The organism is Novosphingobium sp. BL-S-20 (genome assembly GCF_055521635.1).
The window spans coordinates 2,644,340-2,669,591 of sequence record NZ_CM145494.1; the positions used below are offsets into that span (position 1 = coordinate 2,644,340).

The following is a 25,252-nucleotide window of genomic DNA, read 5'->3' on the forward strand; positions in this document are numbered from 1 at the left end:
CGGGGAAACGACGTTCCCGGACCTGCCCCGCGCAGAGCCATGCACCCGCCATGCAAGGGCAGGAACGTGGGCCTCCCGCCACCCCCGCACAAGTTACCATTTGGACTTAGCCCGGCAGGCCGCCTCCTCCTTTTGCGCTAACATCTATGCGCTCCCTTATTGTCCGGACTGGCCTTTGCCTTGGGGCGATTCACTGGCCCATGATCGCGGACATGGCCGCTATCCTGACCCAGCTACCCGACGACGGGACGCCGCAGTCCGCATCCTGGCGGCCCGCTCTCGTTTCGGCCCGCGAGTCGGCCTCGCCTTACGACCGCGCGATCGCCGTGCTGCTGCCTGCCGCGGCCTTCTTCCTGAGCTGGTGGCAGGTGGGACGGCTTCCCAATGCCAACCTGACGATGTCGGACATGATCCTGATCGTCTGCACCCTGCTGATGCTCGTCTCGCGCGGGCTGAACGCACGGATGATGGGGCGGATGTCGGTGCTCTGGGTAGGCGGCATCGTCATGCTGCTGGGCGGCATGCTGGTCGGCTCGACCATGCACGGAGACTTCACCCGCTGGCCGGTGGTCGCCGGACAATATGCCTTCGCGCTGCTGCTAATCCCGATGGTCCTGGCCAACTGCTCGCTACCGGTGCTGCGCAAGTCCGCGCTCGCCTATGTCTGGGGCGTCGCGGTGTCGCAGGCGGTGGGGATCGCGCTGGTCAACCTGTTCAGCCGCGACATGATCAACCTGTACGTCAACAAGTACGTCGTCACCGGCAATGGCCGTCTGGGCGCCTTTACCGGAGAGCCCAATTCGAACGGCGCGGTTTGCGTCTTCGCGCTGATCTTCCTGCTCCATGCGGTAATCGAGAAGCGCCTGCGCCCGGTCCTAGCCGTGCCGCTGGCGCTGGTGATCGTCGCCGGGCTGGTCTATTCCGCCAGCTTCACGGCTTTCGCCACGACGATCCTGTCGATCGGCTTCGTCCTCGCCCTCTCGCGCATCCGCACGGTGATCACGATCGCCCTGCCGGTGCTGCTGGTGGTCGGCGCTTATGTCGGCCTCGGCGGCCCGGTTCCGGCCGTGTTCGAGCAGCGGGTGGGCGACGCGGTCGTCTCCGGCGACCCGACCAAGGCAGGCACATTCGTCGGCCGCTCGGTGCTGATCCAGGAGGCCTGGCAGATGTCGGGCGACAACCTGCTGATCGGCCTCGGCAGCGACGGCTACCGCAAGGCCAGCGCCTACGGCATGCCGGTCCACCAGCTCTATCTGCTGGTGCTTAACGAAGGCGGCGTGATCTCCTTCCTCGGCCTGTGCCTGATGTTCGCGGCGATGTTCGTGCACGGCACTTCCATTGCCGGGCGAAGTCGCACCGACGGGGTCTGCGCGCTGGCGCTGCTGGGCGTGTTCTTCCTTTACGCGATGTCGCTGCCGCACATGTTCGCGCGGATGTGGAACGGCCCGGCAATGCTGATGTTCGCGCTGGCGAGCGCCGGCGCCGGAGCCGCCACCCTTTCCATGACACGGCGCCCGGCCTGGCGCAGCCAGGCCGAACCCTCGGAACCAGAACGGACCTCGGAAGCAGGATGACCCCCATCGAAAGCGCAAGCGAGGTCGCCGTGCACCGCGAGGCTTCCTTCCTGTCCCGGCAGTTCGCCCGCTGGCGCGGCAGCGAGATGCTGAGGCCCCACCTCGTCAGCATCGGCCACTTGCTCTCGGGCAATTTCGGCGGCGTGATGATCATGATGGCGAGCCTCGCCATCGCCACCCGCGCGCTCGGACAGGAGCAGTTCGGCATCCTTGCCGTGGTGCTGGCGATTGGGCGCGTCTGCGAGCGGCTGATCCGCTTCGAATCGTGGCAACCGCTGGTGCGCTTCGTCGCCGTGGAGGAAGAGAACGGTGACGTCGGCCGGATGTCCTCGCTCTATGCCTATGGGCTGCTGCTCGACGTGGCGAGCGCCCTCGTGGCGGCGGTGATGAGCGTGCTGGTGGCCTGGCTGGCCGGAGACCTGATCGGCATCGGCCGGGACAACGTCCACCTCGTCGCCATCTATGCCTGCGCGATCGCCTGCAACCCGCGCGGCATGGCCAGCGCGGCGCTGCGCCTTGCGGGCAAGTTCCGCATTCTCGCCTATGTCCAGCTCGCCTCGTTCGTCGCCCGCTTCGCGCTTTCGGCGCTGCTCTATGCGCTGGGGGGCGGGCTGATCTGGTTCGTGCTGGTCTGGACGGTCAGCCAGATCTTCGATTCGGCGCTGTTCAACCTGCTCGGCTTCCGCGCCCTTTCCGAAAACGGCATCCCCAACCCGCTCAAGGCCGACTGGCGCGATCTGCCGGGCCGGTTTCCGGGCTTCATGCGCTTCGCGATCTCGACCAACCTCTCCTCCACCCTGCGCACGATGACGCACGAGATGGACACCCTGCTGGTCAGCACTTTTGCAGGCGCCACCGCGGCGGGCCTCTACTATCTCTCCCGCCGCATCGCCAAAGTGGCGCAGACCGCCGGGGACATGATCCAGACCGTGATCTATCCCGACCTCGCGCGCCTCTGGAGCAAAGTCGGACCCGGCGCGATGGGGCAGCTGGTCTCGATCCTGCAACTCTCGCTCGCCGGGATCGCACTGGCGGCGGTGGGCGCCTGCTGGCTGATCGGCAGACCGGCAATCGAGCTGGTGTTCGGCCCCGGCTTCGCGGACAGTTACCAGCTCCTGCTCGTCCAGCTCTTCGCGGTGCTGCTGACCCTCCACGCGACCCCTGCGCGCGCCGCACTGCTGGCGATGAACCGGCCAACTTATGTGCTGGCCGCCAGCTTCGCCTCGACCGCCGCATTCTTCACGGCGGCCTTCCTGCTGATCCCGCGTTACGGCGCGCTCGGGGCCAACTATGCCCATATCGCCTTCGGGCTGGCGACGGTGATCCTGCTTGACCTGGCGTTCTGGCGCAACTTGCGCCGCGCCGGGCAAGAACCGGCTCCTGCCAACAGCGCTTACGCCATGGAACCCGAGTCATGACGGTCCATTCCCCGATCGAGGCCTTTCCCCGCGACACCGAACCGCAGCCGCCGCTGAAGGTCAGCTCGATCATCACCAGCCTGACCTCCGGCGGCGCGGAAGTCCTCGTCACCAACCTCAACGCCGCCTTTGCCGCCAAAGGCGCGCGCGGTACGATCCTCGCCCTCTGCGATGCGCCGGTGCTGGGCAATTCGCCGGAGATGGAAGCCGAACTGATCGACCAGATCGCCCAGAGCGGCTGCCGGTTCGAATCGTTGCACCTCGGCCGCCGCCGCCGTCTGGTGCCGGGCGTGCTGGCGCTGCGCCGCCATCTGGCCGAGGCCCGGCCCGACGTCGTCCATGCCCATACCGTGCGCGCGGTGACGATGCTGGCCTTCAGCGGCTTTTCCGGGCCGATCGTCTTCACTTACCACAATAGTCGCCTGAGCTTTCCCCCCGCGCTGTTTTCCGCGCTGGACCGGGTGGTCCATCACTATGTCGCGATCAGCAACGACACCGCCGGAATCTACCGGCACTGGTCGAGGCGGCCCTTCACCTTGATCCAGAACGCGCCCTCCTCACGCTACAAGGCCTCCTCCCCGCGCGTCGCGGCGCGGCGGCCCTGCAACGTGCTGACGGTCGGCGCCGTCTCGGACCAGAAGAACTACCCGCTGCTGATCGAGACCGCCCGCATCCTGAAAGACCGCGCGACCGAGGCCCAGCCGCCCCCGGTCCTGCGCGTCGCAGGCGGCGGTGAAGGGCTGGAGGCCCTACGCTCCCGCGTCCGCGAACTGGACCTGGGCGATGTCGTCGAGTTCCTCGGCGAACGGCGCGACGTGCCCGACCTGCTGAAGCGCAGCGACCTCTATCTCAACACCTCGCATTACGAAGGCTTTTCGGTGGCCATCCTGGAAGCCATGGCCATGGGCCTGCCTGTCGTCGCCACCGATGTCGCGGGCAACCGGGGCCTGGTGCGGCAGGGCCAGAACGGGCTGCTCTGCCCGCTCGACAAGCCCCAGGCGCTGGCCGCCGCCATACTGCGGCTGACCCAGGACAATTCGCTCTACCGCCAGTTTTCGACCGGCGCGCTGGCCACCAGCCGCGAGTACACGATCGAGAACGCCGCCGCGCGCCACCTCGAACTCTACTCCGCCCTGCTGCGCCGCCGCGTCCCCCAAAAGGACTAGTCTCTATTGAGGCCCGCGCGGCCCCGATGCCCTTTTTGCGCGGTCCAGCTTTGACCGCATAGTTCACGATGAAGACCGTCCCGCGCGGACGACTCCGCACCGTCCCGAGGGAGGACGGCAAGGTTCACGAAAGCCGCCCGCAAAGGCGGCGCACTTCACCTCGTTGGAGGGGCACACATGTCGACTGCAATCGCGACCAGCCCGATCGGCGGCGCGCCGGCGCATTACCGCGGACCGGCGCCATCACGGGATATCCCATCGTCCGATCAGCAGGTCGGCCCGCGCGACCTGCTTCGCGTGTTCTACCGGCATCGAACGATGATGGCGCTGGTGATCGGCACGATCACCCTAGCCGTACTGGTGCAGCAGTTGCTCTCCCCCACCCTCTACCGCGCCTCCTCCACCGTGCAGGTCGAGCTAATCGACGAAGTCGGCACCAACCAGGCCGACGTCAATTCGCGCAATGCCGAACGCGTCGCGAATGCCGTGCGCCTGCATCGCTCGCGCTCCGCCGCCGAGCAGGTCGTCGCCGACCTCCACCTGACCAAGGACAACGACTTCCTCAAGGAACTCGGCAAGATTCCCGAAGACAAGCGGGTGCTGCAGCAAGTGGCGACCAACAAGGTCCTCTCGATGGTCTCGATCAGCTCCGAGGCCGGTTCCGACCTCGTGGAAATCTCGGTGACCGCCGGTTCGCCGGTCCTGGCCGCCTCGATCGCCAACCAGATCCCGGTCTCGGTTCGCTCGCTGCGCACGATGAAGACCAACGAGCGCCGCGCCGAACTGCTCGCCTCGCTGGAACAGGAGCAGCAGGCCCGCGCCACCGAGGCCGAGGAGACCGCCCAGCGCGTCGCCGACTTCCGCGGTCAGCACCAGATGCTGACCGGCGCAGGCGGGACCGAAGACCTCGCCCAGCTCAACCGCATCGCCGTGCAGAGCGCCTCCGCCATCGCCGCGCGCGATGCCTCGATGGCCCGCAGCGCCGGGATCGCCCGCGCCAGCCGCATGCAGAGCACCGCACTCGCCAGTTCCGGCGTGCTCGACCAGCTCGAACGCACCCGCGGCGAACTCGTGGCCGAAACCTCCAAGCTCTCCACCAGCCTCGGGCCAAACCATCCCGACGTGAAGCGCCTGAATTCCCAGCTGGCCACGGTCAATGACGGCATCGTCAAGGAGCAGGCCCGCGTCCAGGCCGCCGCCCAGGCCGATGCCTCGGCCAAGGCCGCGCAGATGACCGAACTTGCCCGCAGCGAAGCGGCAGGCAACAGCGCCCAGGCCAGCCGCCTCGAAGGCATCGTCGCCGGACTCAGCTCGACCGCCTATCGCAACACCGCCAATTCGGTGCAGCTCGACAAGCTGGTGCGCGAATCGACCCTGGCGGACGATGCCTACAAGGCGATCGCCGGCCGCGTCGAACAAGTCCGCGCGCAGATGCAGATGGAAGGCGTGTCTTCCTCGGTCGTCTCCCCGGCGGTGCCGGACTTCGATCCGGTCGCGCCCGCGCCGGTCAAGATGGCGATCACCGCCCTGCTCGGCTCCAGCGTGCTGGCCTTCCTGATCGCCTTCGCCCGCGACTTCCTCGACGACCGCCTGCGCACCACCGCGCAGATCCGCCGCCTCTTCGGGCTGCCGACCTTGGGCATGCTGCCACTGCTCGACAGCAACCTCTCGGAAGATCCGAACGACAGCCCAGTCATCCACGAGCCGCAGTCGCTCTTCGCCGAAGTCGCCCGCTCGACTTATACCGAAGTGCGCGCGCTCGACCGCAAGGGCGGCAATTCGCAGGTCGTGCTGGTCACTTCGCCGCTGCCGGGCGACGGCAAGTCCACGGTCTCGCTGACGCTGGCCGCCGCCGGGATCGCCATGGGCGACCGCACGGTGATCCTCGACCTCGACTTACGCAAGCGCGGCGCGCTCCAGCGGCTCCAGAACGAGATGCAGGTGCCCGACCTCGTGGACATCGTCTGCGGCCGCGCCGACCTCGACAGTCTGGTCAGCCCGCGTTCCGCCCATCCCTACGACGGCAAGCTCATCACTTCCGCCGACGGTACGCAAGTGATCGAACCGGAAGGCGCCAACAAGATCGTCCTGCTCAGCGCCAAGGACCCGGTAGCCGAACCCGCGCTGCTGCTCTCGTCCAACCGCCTGAAGACATTGCTGGAACAGCTGCGCGAGCGCTTCGAACTGGTCATCATCAATGCCCCCGCCGCCCTTGCGGTGCGCGATGCGCGGGCGATGTGCCACTTCGCCGACCAGACCGTACTGGTCGCCCGCTGGGGCCACACGACCGGCGACCAGATGCGCGCCGCGCTGGAAATGCTGGACGACAGCGTCGGCGGGGTGATCTTCGACCAGGTCGACTACGCCGAACATGCCCGCCGCCGCTACGGCGACTCGGTGCAGTTCTACGCCGACTCGGCCAGCTACTACTCCTCGCCGGTCCCCACCCGCGACGAGTGGGCGGCCAAAGTCCGGCGCTTCTTCCGGGGTCACTCCTGGCGCCCCGTGGAAGCGTGAGCAGGAGCGCGCGAGTGGCCTTCGCTTCCCTTCGATTGCTCGCCACGCTGCTCCTGCTCACCCTTCTGCCGCTGCTCCTGCTGCTGGGGCTGGGCGTGCTGCTCTCGATGGGTCGCCCGGTGCTGTTCCGACAGCGCCGGGCGGGCCGCGAGGGGCGGGACTTCACCCTGCTCAAGCTGCGCTCGATGCGCGATGCCACCGGGGCCGATGGCAAGCCACTGCCCGACGAGGCGCGCGTCACTGCCTTCGGCCGCTTCCTGCGCCGCAGCCGTCTCGACGAACTGCCGGGCCTGTGGAACGTCGCCGCCGGAGACATGACTTTCGTCGGCCCACGCCCGCTACTACCCGAGACCATCGCCGCCCTCGGCGCTCGGGGAATAGCGCGAGGCCGGGTGCGGCCGGGGCTGACCGGCTGGTCTCAGGTCAACGGCAATACGCTGCTCTCGCTCGACGAGAAGATCGCGCTTGATCTCTGGTATGTGGACAATGCCTCGCCGCTGCTGGATCTCAGGATCGTGGCGTTGACGCTCTGGGTCATGGTCGGCGGCGAGCGGCGGTCGCGCGAGGTGGCTCTGGCGGATTGAGGCAGGCTACTGCCGGATCAATTCAACCCGCCCCACCTCCCACCCGCTCATGCTGAGCTTGTCGAAGCATGGATCGGCGCGCCACGCCTCGGGGCCTTCGACAGGCTCAGGCTGAGCGGGTTGAGAGTGGCGGCGAGGCGAGGCGAGATCAGTTCTCTCAACCGCCCCTTTCAGAACCCCCAATGAGAATGCACTCATTTCAGAACCCGCTCGGCCTGGGCTTGTCGAAGGCCCATCAAGCCAGCACCAGTTCATCCAACGACATCACCACATGGTGCGCGGCGTGGGCAGGCGTCGGCGCGATGCAGGCGTGAATCCGGCCCTCACGCAGGATCTGAACGGTTGTCCAGCCGCGCGCACGCGGGGTGACGAAATCCTTGGCCGCATTGTCGGCAATGTAGACATGCGCCGCCCCCGGACGGCCGGACCACTGCTCCACCATCTCGTAAGCCATGGCATGAGGCTTGCCGCAGCCCTCGGGCAGCAGGCCGGTAAGCACCACCTTGCCGATGCGGTCGTAAAGCCCCAGCGCGGCGACCTTGTTGCCCTGGGTCTGGGCCGGACCATCGGTGATGATCGCGCTCGGCCGCGCGCCGAGCCGTGCGAGCAGCCGCTCCGCGTCTTCGGCCAAAGCGATTTCCGGCACGTGGCCACGATAGAGCGATACCAGCGGAGCGACCTCGATCGCGGCGACTCCGAGCGCAATCAGCGCCGCATCGAACACGGTGCCGCGATGCCCTTCGTCGAGCAGGCGCGCACATTCCGCCGCATAGCCGGAAACGCCGTGGCTCTCCTCCAGATGCCGCCCCACCGCCGCAAACCCGCTCAGTGCGAAATCCCGTTCGAGATAGAGCGTGTCGTCGAGATCGAGAACGACGACTTTGTCCGCGATATCAACCACGGAACACGGCACTGTCGTAACGCACCATGGTCACGCACTCGCGCCAGAGATCGCTCGCGCATTCGGCGCGGCCCGTAACGCGGGCCAGCAGGCTCTCGGCAAAGCGCCCCCCGGCATGGTCGGCCAGCGGATAGCCGCCGCCGAAGCGGGCATTGATCTCGAAGACGCGCGGGCCGCGGTCGGGATCGTCGATCAGCTGGAAGCAGAGCACCCCCTCGGCGCCTCTGAGGGCCGCGGCAATGTCGGCGGCGATGGCGATCATGCGCGGGTCGCGCACCGTGCGCCCCTTCTCCACCTCACCCGCGCGGGTCGAGATACGCAGATGCGGGATCGCCGAGAGCATCCGCCCGCGCGCGTCGAGGTACATGTTGATGGTATATTCCGGCCCGCGCAGCAGTTCCTGCACCAGCATCGGCTCGGGATAGTCGTCGCGGATGTCCGCCGCCGATTGCAGTACGCCGATGCCCCGGCTGGCACTGCCGCCCACCGGCTTGACGAAGAGCGGAAACGTCCAGCCCGAAGGATCGCCGCGCAAGTCCTCGATCCGCGCCGTGCGCGGCACCGGCACGCCCGCTTCGGCCAGGACCGAGACGGTGCGCTCCTTGTCGCGCACGACATCGATCACTTCAGGCGCGCTGACGTGGACCAGAGTGCCTACCTGCGCGAATTGCTCCCGCGCCCGAGAGAGCACGTCGAGTTCGGTATCGATCGTCGGCACCAGCAGGTCGATCTGCTCGCGGCGGCAGTGGTCCAGCAGGCGCTCCACATAGTCCGGCGCGGTGCAGCGCGGCACCGCAAAGGCCACTTCGGCCTCCAGACAGGCGGCGCTGAGTTCGGGTTCAAGGTCGCAGGCGTGAATCTCCGCGCGCAGCCCCAGCTTCTCGGCCGCGCGGCGAAAACAGCGAGTCAGTTCGACCCGGCGCCCGGCCGACGTGAAAAGTATCCGTACCACCCGGTTCCCCCCGATCATCCTTTTGCACCGGCCCTTCGCCCGGCATTGGCCGAGACAGCGGCGAATCTCTCGCCACCATGCCGGGGGGACAGGACTTGCGCCAGCACCTGATCCCACTGCTGGAGTATCCTTCCCGGCTGGAAACGGGCCATCCCTTCCTCCGCCGCCGCCCCGATACGGGCGCGGGCGCAGGGATCGCCGATCAACCCGGCCATCGCCTCGCCCAGCGCCAGGGCATTCTCGCTTTCCACGAGCAACCCGCTGCGGCCGTGCTCCACCATGTCGGCGGGGCCGAAATCGCAGTCGGTGGCGATCACCGGCAGGCCCGCCGCCATCGCCTCGCCCAGCACGTTCGGAAATCCCTCGTAGCGCGAGGACAGCACGAAGATTCCCGCCTCCGCCACCCAGGCGCGCGGCCGGGGGCTGATCCCGCGCAGCGCCACACGCTCCTCCAGCGCAAGATCGCGGACCTGCCCCTCCAGCGCGGCACGCTCCGGCCCCTCGCCCCAGATGTCGAGCCGCCAGTCCGGCCAGCGCGGCGCCACTTTGGCGAAAGCGGCCACGAGCAGGTCGAAGCCCTTCTGATGGGCCAGCCGCCCCACCGCGCAGAGACGCTTCACCTCGGCCGCCGGGCGCGCGACGTCGGGTAGCGGAACGGGATTGGGAATCGTCACCAGCTTGTCCTGCACGGCAACGGGAAAGCAGCGCCGCACCGCCGCCGTCTGGCAGACAATGGCGTCGGCGCGGCGATAGAGCAGACGCAGCAGCAGGTTCCACAAGGGATGCGTGTCCTGCCGCTCGGGATTGTTGCGTTCGGCGCAGACGAGACGAGTCTGCGTCCCCACCGTGGCGAGCGCGGCGATCAGGTTGTTCTTGGTCAGGAACGAAACGATCACATGCGGTCGCTTTCGCATGAGTACCCGGCGCAGGGCGACGACCCGCCGGGCCATGCCCACGAAACCGCTGTCGCCGCCCAGCCGGTGCAGAGCGGCCTGCTCCGGCAGGCGATGGAACACAGGGTCCTCGCTGTGGTCGAAGGCGATCACGGCGACATCGTGCCCCGCCCCGCACCAGTGGAGCGCAAGCTGGGCGATCACCTGCTCCGCCCCGCCGGCACCAAGGCCGGAGGCGAGGATCGCGATACGCATCTTGCCGGGTGTAAGTGCCAAGGGGCCCCCTTGTTCGCTTGGGGAAACAGTCCGCCTGGGTGAAAACCTGTTCCGTCGATTGCCCCCGAACCTAACCGATGCCGGGGCGGCGGACAGGCGTTCATGCGGTCTAACCCTTTATTGGAGAGTTCGATTCAGAGGCAGGTCCGGGATAGCTCCGGGGCAGGTCCGAGGCATCGTCATCCGGAGTGGGTACGCCCTAATCGCGCTCCCGTTCGCCAGCCGCATCCGCCACACTCTCGCGCAGAGGGCGCACACCAGGGGCGAGCAACAGGGGAGCCGATGATGAAACGCGACATGTCGCCGAGCGCCGAGGGAAACCTGGCGCAGGACCCAGGCTATTCCGCTCCGCCACCCCTGCCGGACGCAGGTATAAGCGCCGAAGCCGCAGGGCTGTCCGCTTCGATATCCACCGGACTGAGCGATGGGCCGGGCGGCCTGGCACCGCGTACCGCGCCGAACCTGGCGACGCTCGCCGCCTCGGCGCTGCTCGCGGTGCTCTATCTCGGGCTGGTCGGAAGATTGCTCGCCTATCCGATCGGGCGCGACGAGAACCTCTTCATCGCCGTGGCGCGGCTCTGGGGCAGCGGCGATATCTACCGCGACTTCGGCTATAACCACCTGCCCTACCTGCCCTACATGCTCGGTGGACTCTATTGGCTGACCGGCACGGGCCACCTGCTGCTGCTGGGGCGATTGCTGATCGCCGCATCCTGGGCCATGGCGATCGCCGCGCTCTGGCTCATCGCCCAGCGCCAGCGCGCCGGGTTTCCGGCCTTCTTCACCGGCGCGATGCTGCTGATGGGCAATGTCCTGCTGATCGGCGCACCGGGCCTTATGGTCAGCAACAACTTCCTGCCGCTACCCTTCGCGCTGATGGCCATCCATTTCCTGCTCTGCGGGCTGGACCGCGAGCGGCCTTCGTGGATGTGCTGCTTCGTGGCGGGCGTGCTGATCTCGGTCGCCGTGGGACTCAAGGCCAACTACATCTTCCTCGCCCCCTTCGTGGCCCTGACCACAATGCTGGCGCCGCTGGCCCATCCGCTGCGCCAGCGACTCGTCTGCGGCACGGTGCCGCTGGCGCTGGGCGGCCTGACGGGCGGGGTTCCGGCGCTGATCGCCATAGCTTCCGACCCGGATGCCTTCTTCGCCCATACGATCCGCTACTTCACCCAGCTCCAGCCCGCGTACTGGTCCCATTCCACCGACCCCAAGATCATGAGCGTCGCCCAGAAGATCCTGCTGGCCGAGGAAATCTGGACCTCGAACGCGACCCTGCTGGCGCTCGTCGGCACGGTCGCGCTCATCGCCCTGCCGCTATGGCGACGTGGCTGGCGGGACGGCGTGTTGGCGGTCTGGTCCTGGCCGGTGGTGCTCGCCGCCGCGCTGGCGGTGATGGGCGTGGCCATCTCCTTCGTGCCGACCCCCTCGTTCCCGCAATATTTCGTGCCGCCGATCCCGTTCCTCGTGCTGCTGGTCGTGCTGCTGCGCGCCCGCACGCTGAGCGAAAACCGGGGCGCGGCCGATGCTGTGCTGCTCTCGCTGGCTTTCGTGGCGCTGCTCTGCGCGGGATCGCGGCTGGCACCGGGGCTGATCTCGCTATCTCGCCCCGCCACATGGGAGGGCGTGAAGATCCACCGCGAGATGCGCACCCTCGCTCGCAATGCAGGGGCTTCCTCGGGCGATACGGTGGCCACCCTCTCGCCGGTGCTGGCACTGGAAGGCAGCTTTTCGCTGCCCCCCGAATTCGCCGCCGGACAGTTCGTCTACCGCGTGGCGGACTACCTGCCGCCGCAGGACCGGACCTACTGGACCACGACTTCGCCCACCCACCTCACGTCCTGGCTCGATGCCAATCGCCCCTCGGCCATTCTGGTGAGCGGTGAGGAACCGCTGGAGCAGGCCTTCGCCGACTATGCTCGCAGCCACGGCTACAAGGCCTTTACCGGAAAGCGCGGCGACGCCGGGCCGGTGCTTTACCGCCGTCCGCCTGACCCCGCCGAGCTGGAATAAGCGTCCATCATAACGGCCCGCCTCACCGCCGCCCCGCCCCTGCCGCGTAAGCGAAAGGGCCGGGGCGGCGAAAGCATATAGGGGCCTCCCCAAATGGCCCCGCCGCGCATTTGCAGGTGAGCGCTTAGCCCTTTGGCACCCCGGCTGGCTAAAGCTGCCTAACCCCGATGAACACTTCTCCACCGGCCCGAACTGCCCTTAACCTTGCCTTATCGACGGGAGCAATTCTCCAGAAAATTCCGACACCGGAGGTGCGGTCATGAAAGTCGTCCTGCTCGCCGGGGGCCTTGGCTCCCGCCTTGCCGAAGAAACGGTCCGGGTTCCCAAGCCCATGGTCGAAGTGGCCGGCCGTCCGATCATGCTCCATGTCATGGATATCTACGACCGCTGGGGACACAACGACTTCATCGTCGCCTGCGGTTACAAGGCCATGGCGATCAAGAGCTTTTTCCAGGACCTCCACCTCATGTCGAACGACTTCACGGTCGGCATCGGCAATGGCGAGATGGCCCTGCGCCCCACGTCCAAGATCGACTGGCGCGTCTCGGTGGTCGATACCGGCCTGGCGACGATGACCGGCGGGCGCCTGAAGCGCCTGCGCTCGTGGCTCGACGACGAGACCTTCATGGTCACCTACTCGGACGGGGTGGGCAATATCGACCTCGACGCGCTGCTGGCGTTCCACCGTTCGCATGGCAAGCTCGCCACCGTCACCGCGGTCCAGCCTCCGGCGCGCTTCGGCAACCTCGAACTGGGCGCCTGCGACGGCACCGGCGGGCAGGTCGTCGAATTCACCGAGAAGGTCATCAAGTACGAGACCTGGATCAATGGCGGCTTCTTCGTCTTCGAGCCGGGCGTGCTCGACTACCTTTCGGGAGACGAGGAACCGCTGGAGCAGGCGCCGCTGACGCGCCTTGCCCATGACGGCCAGCTCATGGCCTACAAGCACAAGGGCTTCTGGCACCCGATGGACACCGTGCGCGACCGCGACACGCTGGACAAGCTGGGCACCCAGGCCCTGCCGCCGTGGATGGATTTCGAGAACGGACAGCCGGTACTCAGCACCGACGTCCCGACGAAGCTGCAACATGCCTGAAAAAGGCTCACTGGATCAGGCGCTTGTTTCGGCATTCCGGGGCAAGCGGATTCTGGTGACCGGCCACACCGGCTTCAAGGGTGGCTGGTTGTGCCTCTGGCTCAGGCAACTGGGTGCAGAGGTCATCGGAGTCGCCTTGCACCGCCCCCCGCAAGGCCCTGATATGTTTCACACGGTCGACCTCGGGGGGCTGGTCGACCACCGCATCGCCGATATCCGCGATGCCCGTGCCTATGAAGAAGCCTGCCGGGGCCTGGAACCGGACCTCGTGTTCCACCTCGCCGCGCAGGCGCTGGTGCGCCCATCCTACGACGATCCGGTGGAGACTTTCGCGACCAATGTCACCGGCACCGCCGTCGTGCTGGACGCGGTGCGGCGGATGCCCTCGGTGCGCGGCGTGGTCGTCGTCACCAGCGACAAGTGCTACGAGAACCGCGAGTGGGAATGGCCCTACCGCGAGAGCGACGCACTTGGTGGGGCCGACCCCTACAGCGCCTCGAAAGGCTGTACCGAACTGGTCGCCGCCGCGTTCCGGCGCTCCTATTTCTCCGACCCGACAGGCTGCCAGATCGCCACCGTGCGCGCGGGCAACGTGATCGGCGGAGGCGACAATTCGCTCGACCGGCTGCTGCCCGACGTGGTGCGCGCCACCCTTGCGGGCACTGCGGTGACGATCCGCAATCCGGCCAGCGTGCGCCCCTGGCAGCACGTGCTGGAGCCGCTTGCGGGCTACCTGATGCTGGGTGCGCGGTTTCTTGGGGAGGATGCGCCGCGCTTTGCCGAAGGCTGGAACTTCGGCCCCAGCGCCGATGGCTTCCTCGATGTCGAGGAAATCGCGCGCCACTTCCAGCGGGCCTGGGGGCCGGGGGTGGCGCAGATCGCCTTCGGGCGGCGGCCCGACGATCCGCATGAGGCCGGGATGCTGACGCTCGACAGCAGCAAGGCCCATGCGCGGCTCGGCTGGCGCCCGCGTCTCTCGACCGAGCAGGCGGTGACGATGAGCGCCGAGTGGTACCGCGCCTTCGCGGCCGGAAGCGAAAACATGCGCGCCTTCAGCGAGGCGCAGATCGCCCGCTATTCCGGGGATTTCAACGAAACATTTGAGGGGGAAGCAGCTTTATGCGCGTGAACTATGGCCAGACCGTCCACGGCGAGGAGGAGATCGCCGCCGTCCTGGAGGTTCTGCGGACATCCACCCAGATGGGGCCGAAAGTCCGCGCCATGCAGGAACAGGTCTCGGCGCTCTTCGCCAAGGACCACGGCATCATGGTCAATTCCGGTTCCTCGGCGAACTACCTCGCGATCGAACTGCTGAACCTGCCGGAGGGCAGCGAGGTCATCACCCCGGCGCTGACGTTCGCCACCACCGTCGCCCCGATCGTGCGTTCACGGCTGGTGCCCGCATTCGTGGACTCGGCGGTCGGCACCTACAATATCGACGTCGAGAAGATCGAGGCGATGATCGGGCCGAATACCAGGGCCATGATGATCCCCTCGCTGATCGGCAACCTGCCCGACTGGGACCGCATCCGCGAGATCGCCGACAGGCACGGCCTGATGGTCGTGGAAGACAGCGCCGATACCCTGGGCGCCAGCTTGCGCGGCACCAGCACCGGCACCCGCTCGCACATTTCCACCACCAGCTTCTACGGCTCGCACGTCATCAACGCGGCGGGCAACGGCGGCATGCTCTGCGTCTCGGACGAGGACCTCGCCCGCCGCGCGCTCTTGCTGCGTTCCTGGGGCCGGACCAGCTCGCTCTACGTCGATTCCGAAAGCATCGAGAAGCGCTTCAACGTCGCGCTCGACGGCATCGACTACGACGCCAAGTTCCTGTTCGACGAGCTGGGCTTCAACGTCGAGCCTTCGGAAATGGGCGCCGCCTTCGGCCTCGTCCAGCTCAAGAAGCTGGACCACAATATCGCCGCGCGCGAACACAATTTCGCCCGGCAATACGCCTTCTTCAAGCAGTACGAGGACTGGTTCGTCCTGCCCGAACAGCTTCCCGAATCGCGCACCGGCTGGCTCGCCTTCCCGCTCACCATTCGCGAGGACGCGCCCTTCACCCGCACCCAGATGCAGATATGGCTGGAAGAGCGCGACGTGCAGACCCGCCCGGTCTTCACCGGCAACATCCTGCGCCAGCCCGCCATGCAGGGCGTGCCGCTCAAGGCCGCGCCGGAAGGCTATCCGGTCGCCGACGCGGTAATGAAGGGCGGCATCCTGCTCGCCTGCCACCATGGCCTGACCGAGGCCCACCTCGACTTCATGCACGAGACTTTCGAGGGCTTCGTCCGCTCGCTCTCGACCACACCTTCGCGGGAGGCCGCCAATGCTTGAAATGCCGATCCCCCAGCAGGAAGCCACCGACATCCTCTCGGAATGCCGCGCCTGCAAGGCCCCTGCGCCTTATCTGTTCCTGCCGCTGGGCGACCATGCCCCCGGCCAGATGCTGATCCGTCCGGACGATCTCGGCGCCAAACAGCCCTCCTTCCCGCTCAATACCCAGGTCTGCCTGGAATGCGGGCTGGTGGAGATCGCCGACCAGATTCCGGCGGACTTCTTCCGCCACTATCTCTACGTGCCCTCGGGCGCGGCGCGGATGCACAGCCACTTCGCGGGCTTCGCGGAAGTGCTGGCGCAGCGCGCCGGGGACGGGCTGATCGTCGATATCGGCAGCAACGACGGCCTGCTGCTGGCCGCCTGCAATGCACTGGGCTGCAAGACCCTGGGCTTCGACCCGGCCGAAAACATCGCCGCCATGGCCGCCGAGCGCGGGGTCGAAACCCACATCGACTACTTCACACCCACTTCGGCCGAACTGGTCCGCTCACAGCGCGGCCCGGCCACAGTGATCGTCACCACCAACACCTTCAACCACATCGGCGATCTGCACACCTTCATGGAAGCGATCTCGATCCTGCTGGCCGATGACGGGACTTTCGTGATCGAAGTGCCCCGCGCCAAGGAGTACATCGACCACACCGAGTTCGATAATATCTACCACGAGCATGTCTCCGAGTTCAGCCTGCTCTCGATCGTCAAACTCGCCGCCTTCTTCGACCTCGAAGTGACCGACGCGCTCTCGCTGCCCGACATCCACGGCGGCTCGATGCGCGTGTTCCTGAACCGCAAGGCGGCCGGGATCGGCCCCTCGCAGTCGGTCGCCGACATGCTGCGCGACGAACTGGCGGGCGGCATGCTCGTGCCGGAGACTTACGACATGCTCGCGCGCGAAGTCGAAGACATGGGCCGCGACGTGCGTGCCATGCTCGACGAGATGAAGGCCCACGGGTTGAAGATCGCAGGCTACGGCGCTTCGGCGCGGGGCAACACGCTCATCACCCACTACGGCATCGACACAAGCTATCTCGATTTCCTGGTGGACCGGAACCCGCTGAAACACGGACTCTATTCGCCGAACACGCGCATTCCGATCCGCCCGGTCGAGGCCATCGAGGAAGAACAACCCGACGTGCTCTTCGTGCTCGCCTGGAACTTCTTCGACGAGATTTTCGAGCAACAGGCGGCGTTCCGCGCTCGCGGGGGCAAGTTCCTGGTGCCGCTGCCGGTGCCCAGGATCGTGTGCTGAACTGAACCGTCCGGAGCCGGAACCAACCCGGCCCGGACCTTTTCGGAAGGGTTGCCCAGTGGCCGAAGGCGTAACGCTATTGACCGGTGCCGGCGGCTTCATCGGCGCACATCTCGTCCGCCGCCTTCTGGAAGACGGCGGAGACGTCCACGCGATCGTGCGCCCTTCCACCGAACTCGGCCGCCTCTCGCCTTTCGCCGAGCGCCTGACGATCCACCGCATCGACCTCTCGGACCGGCTGGCGATCCGCGCCTGCATCCGCGCCATGGCCCCGCGCCGCGTGTTCCATCTCGCCGCCGAGACCCGCCTGCCGCCCGAGCCGGACTTCACCTCCGCCCGTACTGCCGACGCGATCTACCTCCGCCCTGCGCTCAACCTGCTGGAGCCGCTGGCCGAACTTCCCTGCCCGCCCGAAGTGGTGGTGCGCGCCGGAACGATCGCCGAATATGGCCGCGCCGCGCTGCCCTATCGCGAGGACGCACGCGCCATTCCCTCGACCCCCTACGGTGCAGGCATGCTGGCCACGACCGAGGCCATCGCGATGCTCGCGCCGCGCCTGCCCTTCCCGGTCGTCACCGCCCGCCTCGCGCTCTGCTACGGACAGGGACAGGCGCCGAGCTTCCTGATCCCGGCCCTGATCGACGCCTGCCTGTCGCGCCGCCCGATGACGATCCGCCGCCCGCACGACCGACGCGACCTGCTCCACGTCGACGACGCGGTGGATGCCCTGCTGCACATTGCCCGCAGCGCCCCGTTCGGCGGCGACCTCGACTGCGTGAACATCTCCACCGGCGAAGCGCCGACGATGGACCAGGTCGCCCGCCGGATCGAGGCGATGACCGGCTGCGGCGAAGGCTTCCTCCCCCGCTCGGCCATCGCGGACGAACCCGTGGAACTGCGCTCCAGTCCCGACCTCGCCGCCGCGCGCCTCGGCTGGCGTCCCCGCATCGCCCTCGACGAAGGCCTCGCTCGCACCATCGCGGACGAAAACGCCCTCTGCACGAAAGCAGGATAGACCCGTGAACGCCGAGCCGAAGACCCTGGTTTCCATCCTAGTTCCTGCCTTCAACGAGGAACTCAACGTCGTGCGCTGCTACGAGGCGATCGTGCGCGTCTTCGAGAAGCTGCCCGAATACAGTTACGAGATCATCGTCACCGACAACCATTCGACCGATCGCACCTTCGAACTGCTGGAAGACCTCGCCCGGAAGGACCCGGCACTGAAGGTCATCCGCTTCTCGCGCAATTACGGCTACCAGCGTTCGCTGCTCTGCGCCTACAAGGCGGCGACCGGCGCCTGCTCGATCCAGCTCGACTGCGACCTTCAGGACCCGCCCGAACTGATCCCCGAGATGCTGGGCCTCTGGCGGGTCGGCCACCAGGTGGTCTACGGCATCCGTCGCTCGCTGAAGGACGGCTTTTTCATCGCAACGCTGCGCCGCGCCTTCTACCGCTTCATCACCTGGATCAGCGACGACGACCTGCCGGTCAATGCCGGGGAGTTCCGCCTCGTCGACCGCCGCATCCTCGTCGAACTGCACAAGGTGGAGGATGCCTCGCCTTACTTGCGCGGGCTGATCAGCGCGATGGGCTTCTCGCAGATCGGCCTCGAATACGACCGCAGAGACCGCATCGCCGGGGAAAGCAAGTTTCCGCTCAAGTCGATGATCTCGCTGGCGGTGGACGGGGTGCTCAACCACTCGCTGATGCCGCTGCGGATCGCCTCGATCGCGGGCATCGTCATCGGCGTGCTGAGCATGGTGCTGACGTTCATCTACCTCGTCGGCCGGGTGCTGCTGGGTCAGGCCTGGCCCGCCGGTTTCGCGACGACGACGATCCTGCTGCTCATGTCGATCTCGATCAACGCGGTGTTCATGGGCATTCTCGGCGAATATGTCGGGCGGCTGTTCCTTCAGGCCAAGCCCGGCACCAAGCCGATCGTCGAGGAAAAACTCAACTTTCCCGAAGTTATCTCGCTGGTTGCGCGCGAAAGACAGTGATCCGGGTGAGCACGAAGAGCACGCCTGCATAAGTGCAGATCGCCAGGCCCTGCACCAGGGCGCTGCGCTCGAACCCGGCGCCTCGGCCCAGCGCGACCACCGCGAGATTGGCGCCATAGGCGATCAGGAATGCCGCGCCGTAACGTAGCGCCTCGCGGAGGGTAGCCCGATGGCGCGCCCGGAAGGTCAGGTGGCGGTGGAGGCCATAGGAAATCGGCAGCCCCATCGCGAAACCCGCAAGATTGGCCGCATAGTCCCCCAGCCCGAGCCGCAACCAACCGAGGATCAGGCCATAGCCGATCGCGGTATTGGCAAGGCCCACCAGCGCGAAGCGCGCCAGCGTCGCCGCTTCGCGCCCCAGCAGCACCGTCCGCCCGGCGGGGCCGCTCATGCCGCCTCCTTCCCCCGGCAGCCGCCGATCGCATGGTCCATCAAGCATTGCGCGGCGGTACGGTTCAAGAGCGTCATCCTGTTGCGACGGGTTCCGCCGCAAGGGTGCCCCCTATCGCGCGCGTCCGGCAATCCCCCGCAAGCATATCGCCCCCGGTCATTCGCGCCACGATTTCGCCCAAGGGATTAGCCCGCTGGACTGGCACGCCGATCGCGATATGCAGGGCGCCATGAAATCCCCCAGCGATCGCCGCTCCCGGTCGAACCCCGCCGAGACCGCCAGCCTCGTCGATGCCGCCCGCACCATCATTGCAGTCAGGGGCATCGCGGGCATGAGCCTGCGGACCGTGGCAGAGGAGGCTGCGACTTCGGTCGGTTCGATCACCTATCGCATCGGCGATCGCGCCGCGCTTATTGCCGCCGTGCTGGAGCGTGAGATCGCGATCATGGCCCAAATCCGCGCGGAATGGCGCGAAAGGCTCGCAGGGATCGATCCGCTCGAAACCGGCATTCTTCCCGATCTGATCTGCGAATGGCTGGAGCAAGGCGCGGGCGTCCGGCGAACTTCCGCCATCGTCACCTGCGAACTGACTCTCCTGGCCAGCCGCGAACCCGCAGCGCTGCCGAGGATCGCCGCCCTGCTCGACGAAGGCGAGGCGCTCTGGCGCGATCTGCTGGGCGATGCGCCGCAAGGCGAAGCGCTGGCCCGTCTGATCGCCTGCTATTGCCGGGACGAGCAGCCCTTCTCCATCCTGCTGGCCGACGAGACCGACTATCGCCTGCTGCGCCGCTCGACGATCCTCGGCCTGCTGCGCGGGCCGGGCGAACCCGGCAGCGTCCCGGCTCCTGCTCTCACCGATTGGCACATGGCTCTGGTCGATCGTCTCGCCGTGCCCGCAGCGCTCGCCCATGACGAAACCGCCAAGGTACCGGAGGGCACGAAAGGCGTTCTGGCGGATCGCATCGCCGACCTCATCGCCCGGCAAGGCGTCGGCGCCCTGTCGCATCGCGCAGTCGCCCAGGCGGCCGGAGCGGCGACTTCCAGCGTCGCCCATCATTTTCCCACCCAGCGGGACGTCCTGTTCGCCGGGGTCGAGGCGCTCTATCGGCGGATGCGCAGCGCGATCCGCTCCAACGAGGCACAGACCGGAAACCGCGAGATCGTGTGGCTGACCCACGAATGCGCGCTTCTGGCCCTGAGCGATCCCGCCGTCCGCCCTTTCGCCATCGATATGCGCCGCCGCCGGGCGGAAAACGTCCATGCCCGTTTCGCCGAATGGCTGGACATTCCCGCAGGATCGGATCGCGCGAAAGTACAGGCCCTCGTCATGGCCGCGATCGGATCGGGATTGCGCGCCATGGCGCTGGGCCAGGAATTCGTCACGTCCAGAGAAACCGCAAGGTCGCTTTCTGAAGACGTACACTCGTTATGAAATTGCTTTAAATTCTACCAATAGAATCGAACACATGTCCTGAAACCGTAACAGAGCCGACCTAGAGGGCCGTCCAAACACAGGACGGAGCCCTCCCATGTCTGCTTTGAATCGCAAGCGCCGCAGCTATCTTCTCTCGACGGTTCTCGCCGGGGCACTGGCCTCCGGCTGGACCATCGCCGCCCAGGCGCAGGACATCGCGGCAGATGACGGCAACGCCCTCCCCGAGATCACCGTTACCGCCGAGCGCCGCGCGGAGAGCAGCCAGAAAGTGCCGCTGGCGATCCAGTCCATCGACGGCGAGACGCTGGCGAAGACCGGCTACACCTCGGTCACCGACCTCCAGTACACGATGCCGGGCGTTCAGTATGACCCCACGCAGGGCGCGGCGTTCCAGATCCGCGGGGTCGGCAGCACTTCGTTCGACTTCTCCAATGCCAAATCGGTCAGCGTCGTCGTCGACGACGTGGTGATGGACGGCCAGCGCGCCAACGGCCTCACCGGCCTGGTCGACATCGCCCGCGTCGACGTGCTGATGGGGCCGCAGGGTACCCTGTTCGGCAAGAACGCTACGTCCGGCGTGATCGCGGTGACGACCGCGAAACCCAGGCTCGGCGAATGGTCGGCGCGGGGCAGCGCCAGCTTCGGAGAGCATGACGAGCGCATCCTCAACGGCACCGTAAACGTTCCGCTCGGCCCGATCGCGGCGCTGCGCGTCTCGGGCTTCGACCAGGCGTTCGACGGCTTCGGCCGCAACGTCACGCTGAACCGCAAGGTCGGCTCGCAGCACGAATACGGCGGCCGCGCCAAGCTCTATCTCGAACCTTCCGACGGGTTCAACCTGACCCTCTCGGGCGACTATGCCCATCACTGGGACAGCAGCGTGCGCACGCCGGTCTCCGGCCAGAGCGCCGCCGTTACCGCGATCCTCAACGAACTGGGCGTCTTCCCCGGCCCGAAAAGCGCCGATACCGCCGATTCCTCGTTCGGCCAGATCAAGACCGAGGAATGGGGCGCCTCGCTGCGCGCCAATGCCATGATCGGCGACCACGAACTCACCTCCGTCACCGCTTACCGCGTGACCGGCTACGACAACTGGACCCCGGCCAGCCTCACGCCCTACGACCGCTACGCCTATATCCCGTTCAACCTGGGCCAGCTCGACACCGACAAGTTCAGCCAGGAAGTCCACCTCGCCTCGCCCACCGGCGGCTTCGTCGAATACCTGGTCGGCGCGTTCTACAACCGGCTCCATGCCCGCCAGACCCAGCTCCAGTGGTCGACCGGCGGCCAGCCGCTCTATGACGCCAACGGCACGCCGCTGCCCACCCTGATCGCGCTGACCGGCGCTCTCGGCCGCGACGGAAACGCCTCGCTGTTCGATTCCGTCAACGAGACGATGGCCGCGTTCGGGCAGGTGAAGTTCAACTTCACTCCCCGCCTCAGCCTGTCGCTGGGCGGACGCTACACCCATGACAACAATGCGCAGGGCATCGACTATGTCACCGTCGATCCCCTGTCGATCGCCGGCTACACCCCGAACTTCGTGGCATCGAGCGCCGCCCCTGCCTTCGATTTCGGCCGCGTGAAGGGCGACAACTTCTCGTTCCGCATCGCCCCGCAGTTCCAGGTGACGGACAACGTGATGCTCTATGCTACCTATTCGACCGGCTACAAACCGGCGGGCATCGCCTTCGTGGGCAACAAGTACGCGCCTTACCAGGACGAGACGGTCAAGGCCTGGGAGGCAGGCATCAAGTCCGAGTGGTTCGGTCGCCGCCTGCGCCTGAACCTCGACGTGTTCCGGTCCGACTTCAAGGATTTCCAGGCAACCATCCTGACCCAGATCCCCGACGGCGCGGGCGGCATGATCCAGGCCACCGTGATCGGCAATGCGGGCGGTCTGCGTACCCAGGGCGTTGAGGGCAACCTGGTCGTGCAGCCGATGCGCGGATTGCAGCTCTCCGGCGCCGTGACCTACACCGACGCCAAGTTCACCGACTACGTTTACAATGCGAGCACCAACTACACCGGCACGCGCCTGACCAATTCGCCGGAATGGTCGGGTACCGCCGCGGTCGATTACGACCACGAATTCGGTTCGGGTCTGGGCTTCAAGGCCCATGCCGACTACGCCTATCGCAGCGAATACTGGACCGTCGTGGGCCAGCCCGCCTATTCGAACGTACCCGGCTACGGCCTCGTCAACGGCCGCCTCAGCGTTACCCTGCCCAATCGCAAGGTCGAGATCGGCGTCTACGCGCGCAACCTGTTCGACAAGTACTTTTCCACTGGCTGGCAGCAGTACGGCGCGCTTGGCCTGCTGCACTACACCTCGCCCAATGCGCGGCGCACGGTGGGCGGTTTCGTCAATGTCGACTTCTGATCGCCGCGTGCCTTTCGGGAAGCACGCCATGCACACGACAACCAGGGGGGCGGTGCTGACCGCCGCCGCCGCGCTCCTCGCGAGCGCGGCGGTAGCCGGGACCGGGACGGGCGCCGACACCCGTTCGGACGACGATCTGCCGATCAATGCGATCCAGGTAGTGGGCACGCACAACAGCTATGCCCTGCCCGCCGATGCGCGGGTAACGCAGAGCATGGCGCCGCGCCTTTCCGCGCTGATGGCGGCCATGAAGCGCTCGATGTCGCCCGAGCAAAGCGCGGCCATGGCGGACGAGCATCCCGGCGATCTCACCGACATGGCCCTGGCGCTCGACTATGTGCAGATGCCCCTCCAGGCCCAGTTGCGCAGCGGCGTGCGCAGCATCGAGATCGACCTCCAGCCCGATCCCGAGGGCGGCGCCTATGCCGACCCCCTGCCCTACCGCGAACTGCGCGCCAGGGGCGAGACCGACCTTGCGCCAATCTACCGCGAGGAACTGATGAAGCCCGGCCTCAAGGTCTTCCACGTCGCGGACCTCGATTTCCGCAGCCAGTGCCCGACCTTCCGCTCCTGCCTGACGCTGCTGCGGCAATGGTCGGATTCGCAGCCGGACCACAGCCCGGTCTTCGTGCTGCTGGAACCCAAGCTCTCGGGTCTAGACCGGGCAATTCCCGGCGCCGCGAAAGTCCCGCCTTTCGACAAGGCCCAGTTCGAGGAAATCGACGCGACGATCCTCAACGTGCTCGGGCGCGACAAGATCTTCGCGCCAGACGACTTGCGTGGCACGATGCCCACTCTGGAATCCGCCGTGCTCGCCGGACGTTGGCCCAGCCTCGGCCAGACACGCGGCAAGTTCATCTTCCTGTTCCTGGTGCCGGCGATGAACCTAAAGGCCTTCGCACCCTATCTGGAAGGTCATGCTTCGCTGGAAGGGCGCATGGCTTTCGTCCAGGGCAGGCCGGGCATGGCCCACACCGCGTTCATGCTTTACGACAATGCGCTCAGCCATCAGGACGAAATCCGCGAGGCCGTGCGCAAGGGCTATCTCGTCCGCACCCGCGCCGATATCGACACTGCCGATGCCCGGCGCGGGGATACGGCACGGCGCGATGCCGCATTGGCCAGCGGCGCCCAGATCGTATCGACCGATTACCTCACCGCCCCCAATATCTACGGCAACGACTATCACCTCTCGCCTGCCAGCCGCGGCTGGCGATGCAATCCCGTTGCGACACCCTGTTCGCACAGCGCCAGGTAAGGAACGAAACATGCCGATAACGACGCGGCGCTCGGTTCTGCTGGGCGGTTCGGTGGCCTGCCTGATGGGGCCCAAGGCGCTGGCAAATCCGCTGGGAGAGGCCGGTTCAGCGCCCGGCGATGCGCAGGCGCTCGAACGGCTCATGGCCAGAACGCTGGAAAGCGAGCTCCAGGATACCGCCGTCGCGCAGCGGCTTGCCGCCTGCATCGCCGAAGCGGGCTTCCGCTGGACGTATCCGGTCTTGCCCGTGCGGGACGCGGACAGCGTGGTCGCCTACAGCTTCGGCTATCGCTCGGCCACCGGCCATGTCGATCCCGTGACGGGACTGGCGGACGGCGAGGAAATGCCCGAACCCGGACCGATCAACATGCTGCTCGCCGAAGCCGTCTACGCCATCCGCAAGACGCGCGCGCTGCGCGTCTATGCCCAATGGGAAATCGCCGAAGTCCTTCGCAAGCGATACGGCATGACGGACATCGTCCCGATCTATCCGGAGCGGGACAAGGACGGGAAGAAGACCTATCTCAGCACCTACGGCGTAGCGAAAGCCGTGATCGCCCATGCCGGGACGGCACAGGCGCTGGGCCGCGTCGCCGTCGTCGGCCACCGCGATCACGTCAAACGCTGCATTCTCGTATCGCGCGACAACGGCATGAATGCCGCTGCCGCGCATGAGATACCCCTGCCGGTCCAGTACGATCCGGAATCCGCCCAGCCCTGGACCCGCCGCCGCGACGCCTATCTGCTGAACGACGTGATCGCCCAACTGACGATGGCACGGACGCGGATATGATCTGCTCCTA

The 25,252-nt window shown here is 66.9% G+C and carries 20 protein-coding genes; 16 read left to right on the plus strand and 4 right to left on the minus strand.

Annotated elements, in window-relative coordinates; all coding sequences use genetic code 11:
• Nucleotides 1–212: 212 nt before the first annotated feature.
• The 5 genes from ACZ1II_RS19990 (at nucleotide 213) to ACZ1II_RS20010 (ending at nucleotide 7,259) form a co-directional block, all read left to right on the plus strand.
• The gene (locus ACZ1II_RS19990; RefSeq protein ID WP_465145325.1) at nucleotides 213–1,574 is read left to right on the plus strand and encodes an O-antigen ligase family protein; all 1,362 of its coding nucleotides are present in this window, start codon (nucleotides 213–215) and stop codon (nucleotides 1,572–1,574) included.
• Nucleotides 1,571–2,992 carry a lipopolysaccharide biosynthesis protein gene (locus ACZ1II_RS19995; protein ID WP_465145326.1) on the plus strand — a complete coding sequence of 474 codons (1,422 nt, stop codon included), beginning with the start codon at nucleotides 1,571–1,573 and terminating at the stop codon, nucleotides 2,990–2,992. The genes ACZ1II_RS19990 and ACZ1II_RS19995 overlap by 4 nt, the downstream gene beginning before the upstream one ends.
• On the plus strand, nucleotides 2,989–4,158 hold the full coding sequence (locus ACZ1II_RS20000; protein ID WP_465145327.1) for a glycosyltransferase: 1,170 nt from the start codon (nucleotides 2,989–2,991) through the stop codon (nucleotides 4,156–4,158). The genes ACZ1II_RS19995 and ACZ1II_RS20000 overlap by 4 nt, the downstream gene beginning before the upstream one ends.
• 177 nt (nucleotides 4,159–4,335) lie before the next feature.
• Nucleotides 4,336–6,675, plus strand: coding sequence for a GumC family protein (locus ACZ1II_RS20005; RefSeq protein ID WP_465145328.1), 2,340 nt, complete (start codon nucleotides 4,336–4,338; stop codon nucleotides 6,673–6,675).
• Nucleotides 6,676–6,689: 14 nt separating this feature from the next.
• A complete protein-coding gene (locus tag ACZ1II_RS20010; RefSeq protein ID WP_465145329.1) occupies nucleotides 6,690–7,259 on the plus strand; it encodes a sugar transferase in 570 nt (189 codons plus the stop codon).
• Nucleotides 7,260–7,494: 235 nt separating this feature from the next.
• On the opposite strand, the gene ACZ1II_RS20015 is transcribed toward ACZ1II_RS20010, so the two are convergent.
• Genes ACZ1II_RS20015 through ACZ1II_RS20025 form a run of 3 tightly spaced genes read right to left on the minus strand, consistent with a single transcriptional unit; the run spans nucleotide 7,495 to nucleotide 10,281 of the window.
• Nucleotides 7,495–8,160, minus strand: a complete 666-nt coding sequence (locus tag ACZ1II_RS20015) for an HAD family hydrolase (RefSeq protein ID WP_465145330.1) — start codon at nucleotides 8,158–8,160, stop codon at nucleotides 7,495–7,497.
• Nucleotides 8,153–9,112, minus strand: a complete 960-nt coding sequence (locus ACZ1II_RS20020; RefSeq protein ID WP_465145331.1) for an ATP-grasp domain-containing protein — start codon at nucleotides 9,110–9,112, stop codon at nucleotides 8,153–8,155. Before ACZ1II_RS20020 ends, ACZ1II_RS20015 begins: the two co-directional genes overlap by 8 nt.
• Before the next feature lie 14 nt (nucleotides 9,113–9,126).
• Nucleotides 9,127–10,281 carry a glycosyltransferase family 4 protein gene (locus tag ACZ1II_RS20025; RefSeq protein WP_465145332.1) on the minus strand — a complete coding sequence of 385 codons (1,155 nt, stop codon included), beginning with the start codon at nucleotides 10,279–10,281 and terminating at the stop codon, nucleotides 9,127–9,129.
• 285 nt (nucleotides 10,282–10,566) lie between these two features.
• Between ACZ1II_RS20025 and ACZ1II_RS20030 the strand changes: the two genes are divergently transcribed.
• The 7 genes from ACZ1II_RS20030 (at nucleotide 10,567) to ACZ1II_RS20060 (ending at nucleotide 18,982) form a co-directional block, all read left to right on the plus strand.
• Complete coding sequence (locus ACZ1II_RS20030) at nucleotides 10,567–12,294, plus strand: glycosyltransferase family 39 protein (protein WP_465145333.1); 1,728 nt, start codon at nucleotides 10,567–10,569, stop codon at nucleotides 12,292–12,294.
• A 259-nt stretch (nucleotides 12,295–12,553) separates the two neighbouring features.
• Nucleotides 12,554–13,390 (plus strand): glucose-1-phosphate cytidylyltransferase, encoded by an 837-nt coding sequence (gene rfbF, locus ACZ1II_RS20035; protein WP_465145334.1) that lies wholly within the window; start codon nucleotides 12,554–12,556, stop codon nucleotides 13,388–13,390.
• Nucleotides 13,383–14,519: a CDP-glucose 4,6-dehydratase gene (gene rfbG / locus ACZ1II_RS20040; RefSeq protein ID WP_465145335.1), complete on the plus strand. Its 1,137-nt coding sequence runs from the start codon at nucleotides 13,383–13,385 to the stop codon at nucleotides 14,517–14,519. Before rfbF ends, rfbG begins: the two co-directional genes overlap by 8 nt.
• Entirely contained in the window at nucleotides 14,510–15,730 is a 1,221-nt protein-coding gene (locus tag ACZ1II_RS20045) for a DegT/DnrJ/EryC1/StrS family aminotransferase (RefSeq protein WP_465145336.1), read from the plus strand. Before rfbG ends, ACZ1II_RS20045 begins: the two co-directional genes overlap by 10 nt.
• On the plus strand, nucleotides 15,723–16,982 hold the full coding sequence (locus ACZ1II_RS20050) for a methyltransferase domain-containing protein (protein ID WP_465145337.1): 1,260 nt from the start codon (nucleotides 15,723–15,725) through the stop codon (nucleotides 16,980–16,982). Before ACZ1II_RS20045 ends, ACZ1II_RS20050 begins: the two co-directional genes overlap by 8 nt.
• A gap of 58 nt (nucleotides 16,983–17,040) precedes the next feature.
• Nucleotides 17,041–17,997 carry an NAD-dependent epimerase/dehydratase family protein gene (locus ACZ1II_RS20055; RefSeq protein ID WP_465145338.1) on the plus strand — a complete coding sequence of 319 codons (957 nt, stop codon included), beginning with the start codon at nucleotides 17,041–17,043 and terminating at the stop codon, nucleotides 17,995–17,997.
• Nucleotides 17,998–18,001: 4 nt separating this feature from the next.
• A complete protein-coding gene (locus ACZ1II_RS20060; RefSeq protein ID WP_465145339.1) occupies nucleotides 18,002–18,982 on the plus strand; it encodes a glycosyltransferase family 2 protein in 981 nt (326 codons plus the stop codon).
• On the opposite strand, the gene ACZ1II_RS20065 is transcribed toward ACZ1II_RS20060, so the two are convergent.
• Nucleotides 18,951–19,373 carry a GtrA family protein gene (locus ACZ1II_RS20065; protein WP_465145340.1) on the minus strand — a complete coding sequence of 141 codons (423 nt, stop codon included), beginning with the start codon at nucleotides 19,371–19,373 and terminating at the stop codon, nucleotides 18,951–18,953. The genes ACZ1II_RS20060 and ACZ1II_RS20065 overlap by 32 nt on opposite strands.
• 229 nt (nucleotides 19,374–19,602) lie before the next feature.
• Between ACZ1II_RS20065 and ACZ1II_RS20070 the strand changes: the two genes are divergently transcribed.
• The 4 genes from ACZ1II_RS20070 (at nucleotide 19,603) to ACZ1II_RS20085 (ending at nucleotide 25,242) form a co-directional block, all read left to right on the plus strand.
• Nucleotides 19,603–20,805, plus strand: coding sequence for a TetR family transcriptional regulator (locus ACZ1II_RS20070; protein ID WP_465145341.1), 1,203 nt, complete (start codon nucleotides 19,603–19,605; stop codon nucleotides 20,803–20,805).
• Nucleotides 20,806–20,902: 97 nt separating this feature from the next.
• Nucleotides 20,903–23,191 carry a TonB-dependent receptor gene (locus tag ACZ1II_RS20075; RefSeq protein WP_465145342.1) on the plus strand — a complete coding sequence of 763 codons (2,289 nt, stop codon included), beginning with the start codon at nucleotides 20,903–20,905 and terminating at the stop codon, nucleotides 23,189–23,191.
• A 28-nt stretch (nucleotides 23,192–23,219) separates the two neighbouring features.
• Entirely contained in the window at nucleotides 23,220–24,449 is a 1,230-nt protein-coding gene (locus ACZ1II_RS20080; RefSeq protein ID WP_465145343.1) for a Ca2+-dependent phosphoinositide-specific phospholipase C, read from the plus strand.
• Between the two features lie 10 nt (nucleotides 24,450–24,459).
• The gene (locus ACZ1II_RS20085; RefSeq protein WP_465145344.1) at nucleotides 24,460–25,242 is read left to right on the plus strand and encodes a hypothetical protein; all 783 of its coding nucleotides are present in this window, start codon (nucleotides 24,460–24,462) and stop codon (nucleotides 25,240–25,242) included.
• Nucleotides 25,243–25,252 lie beyond the last annotated feature (10 nt).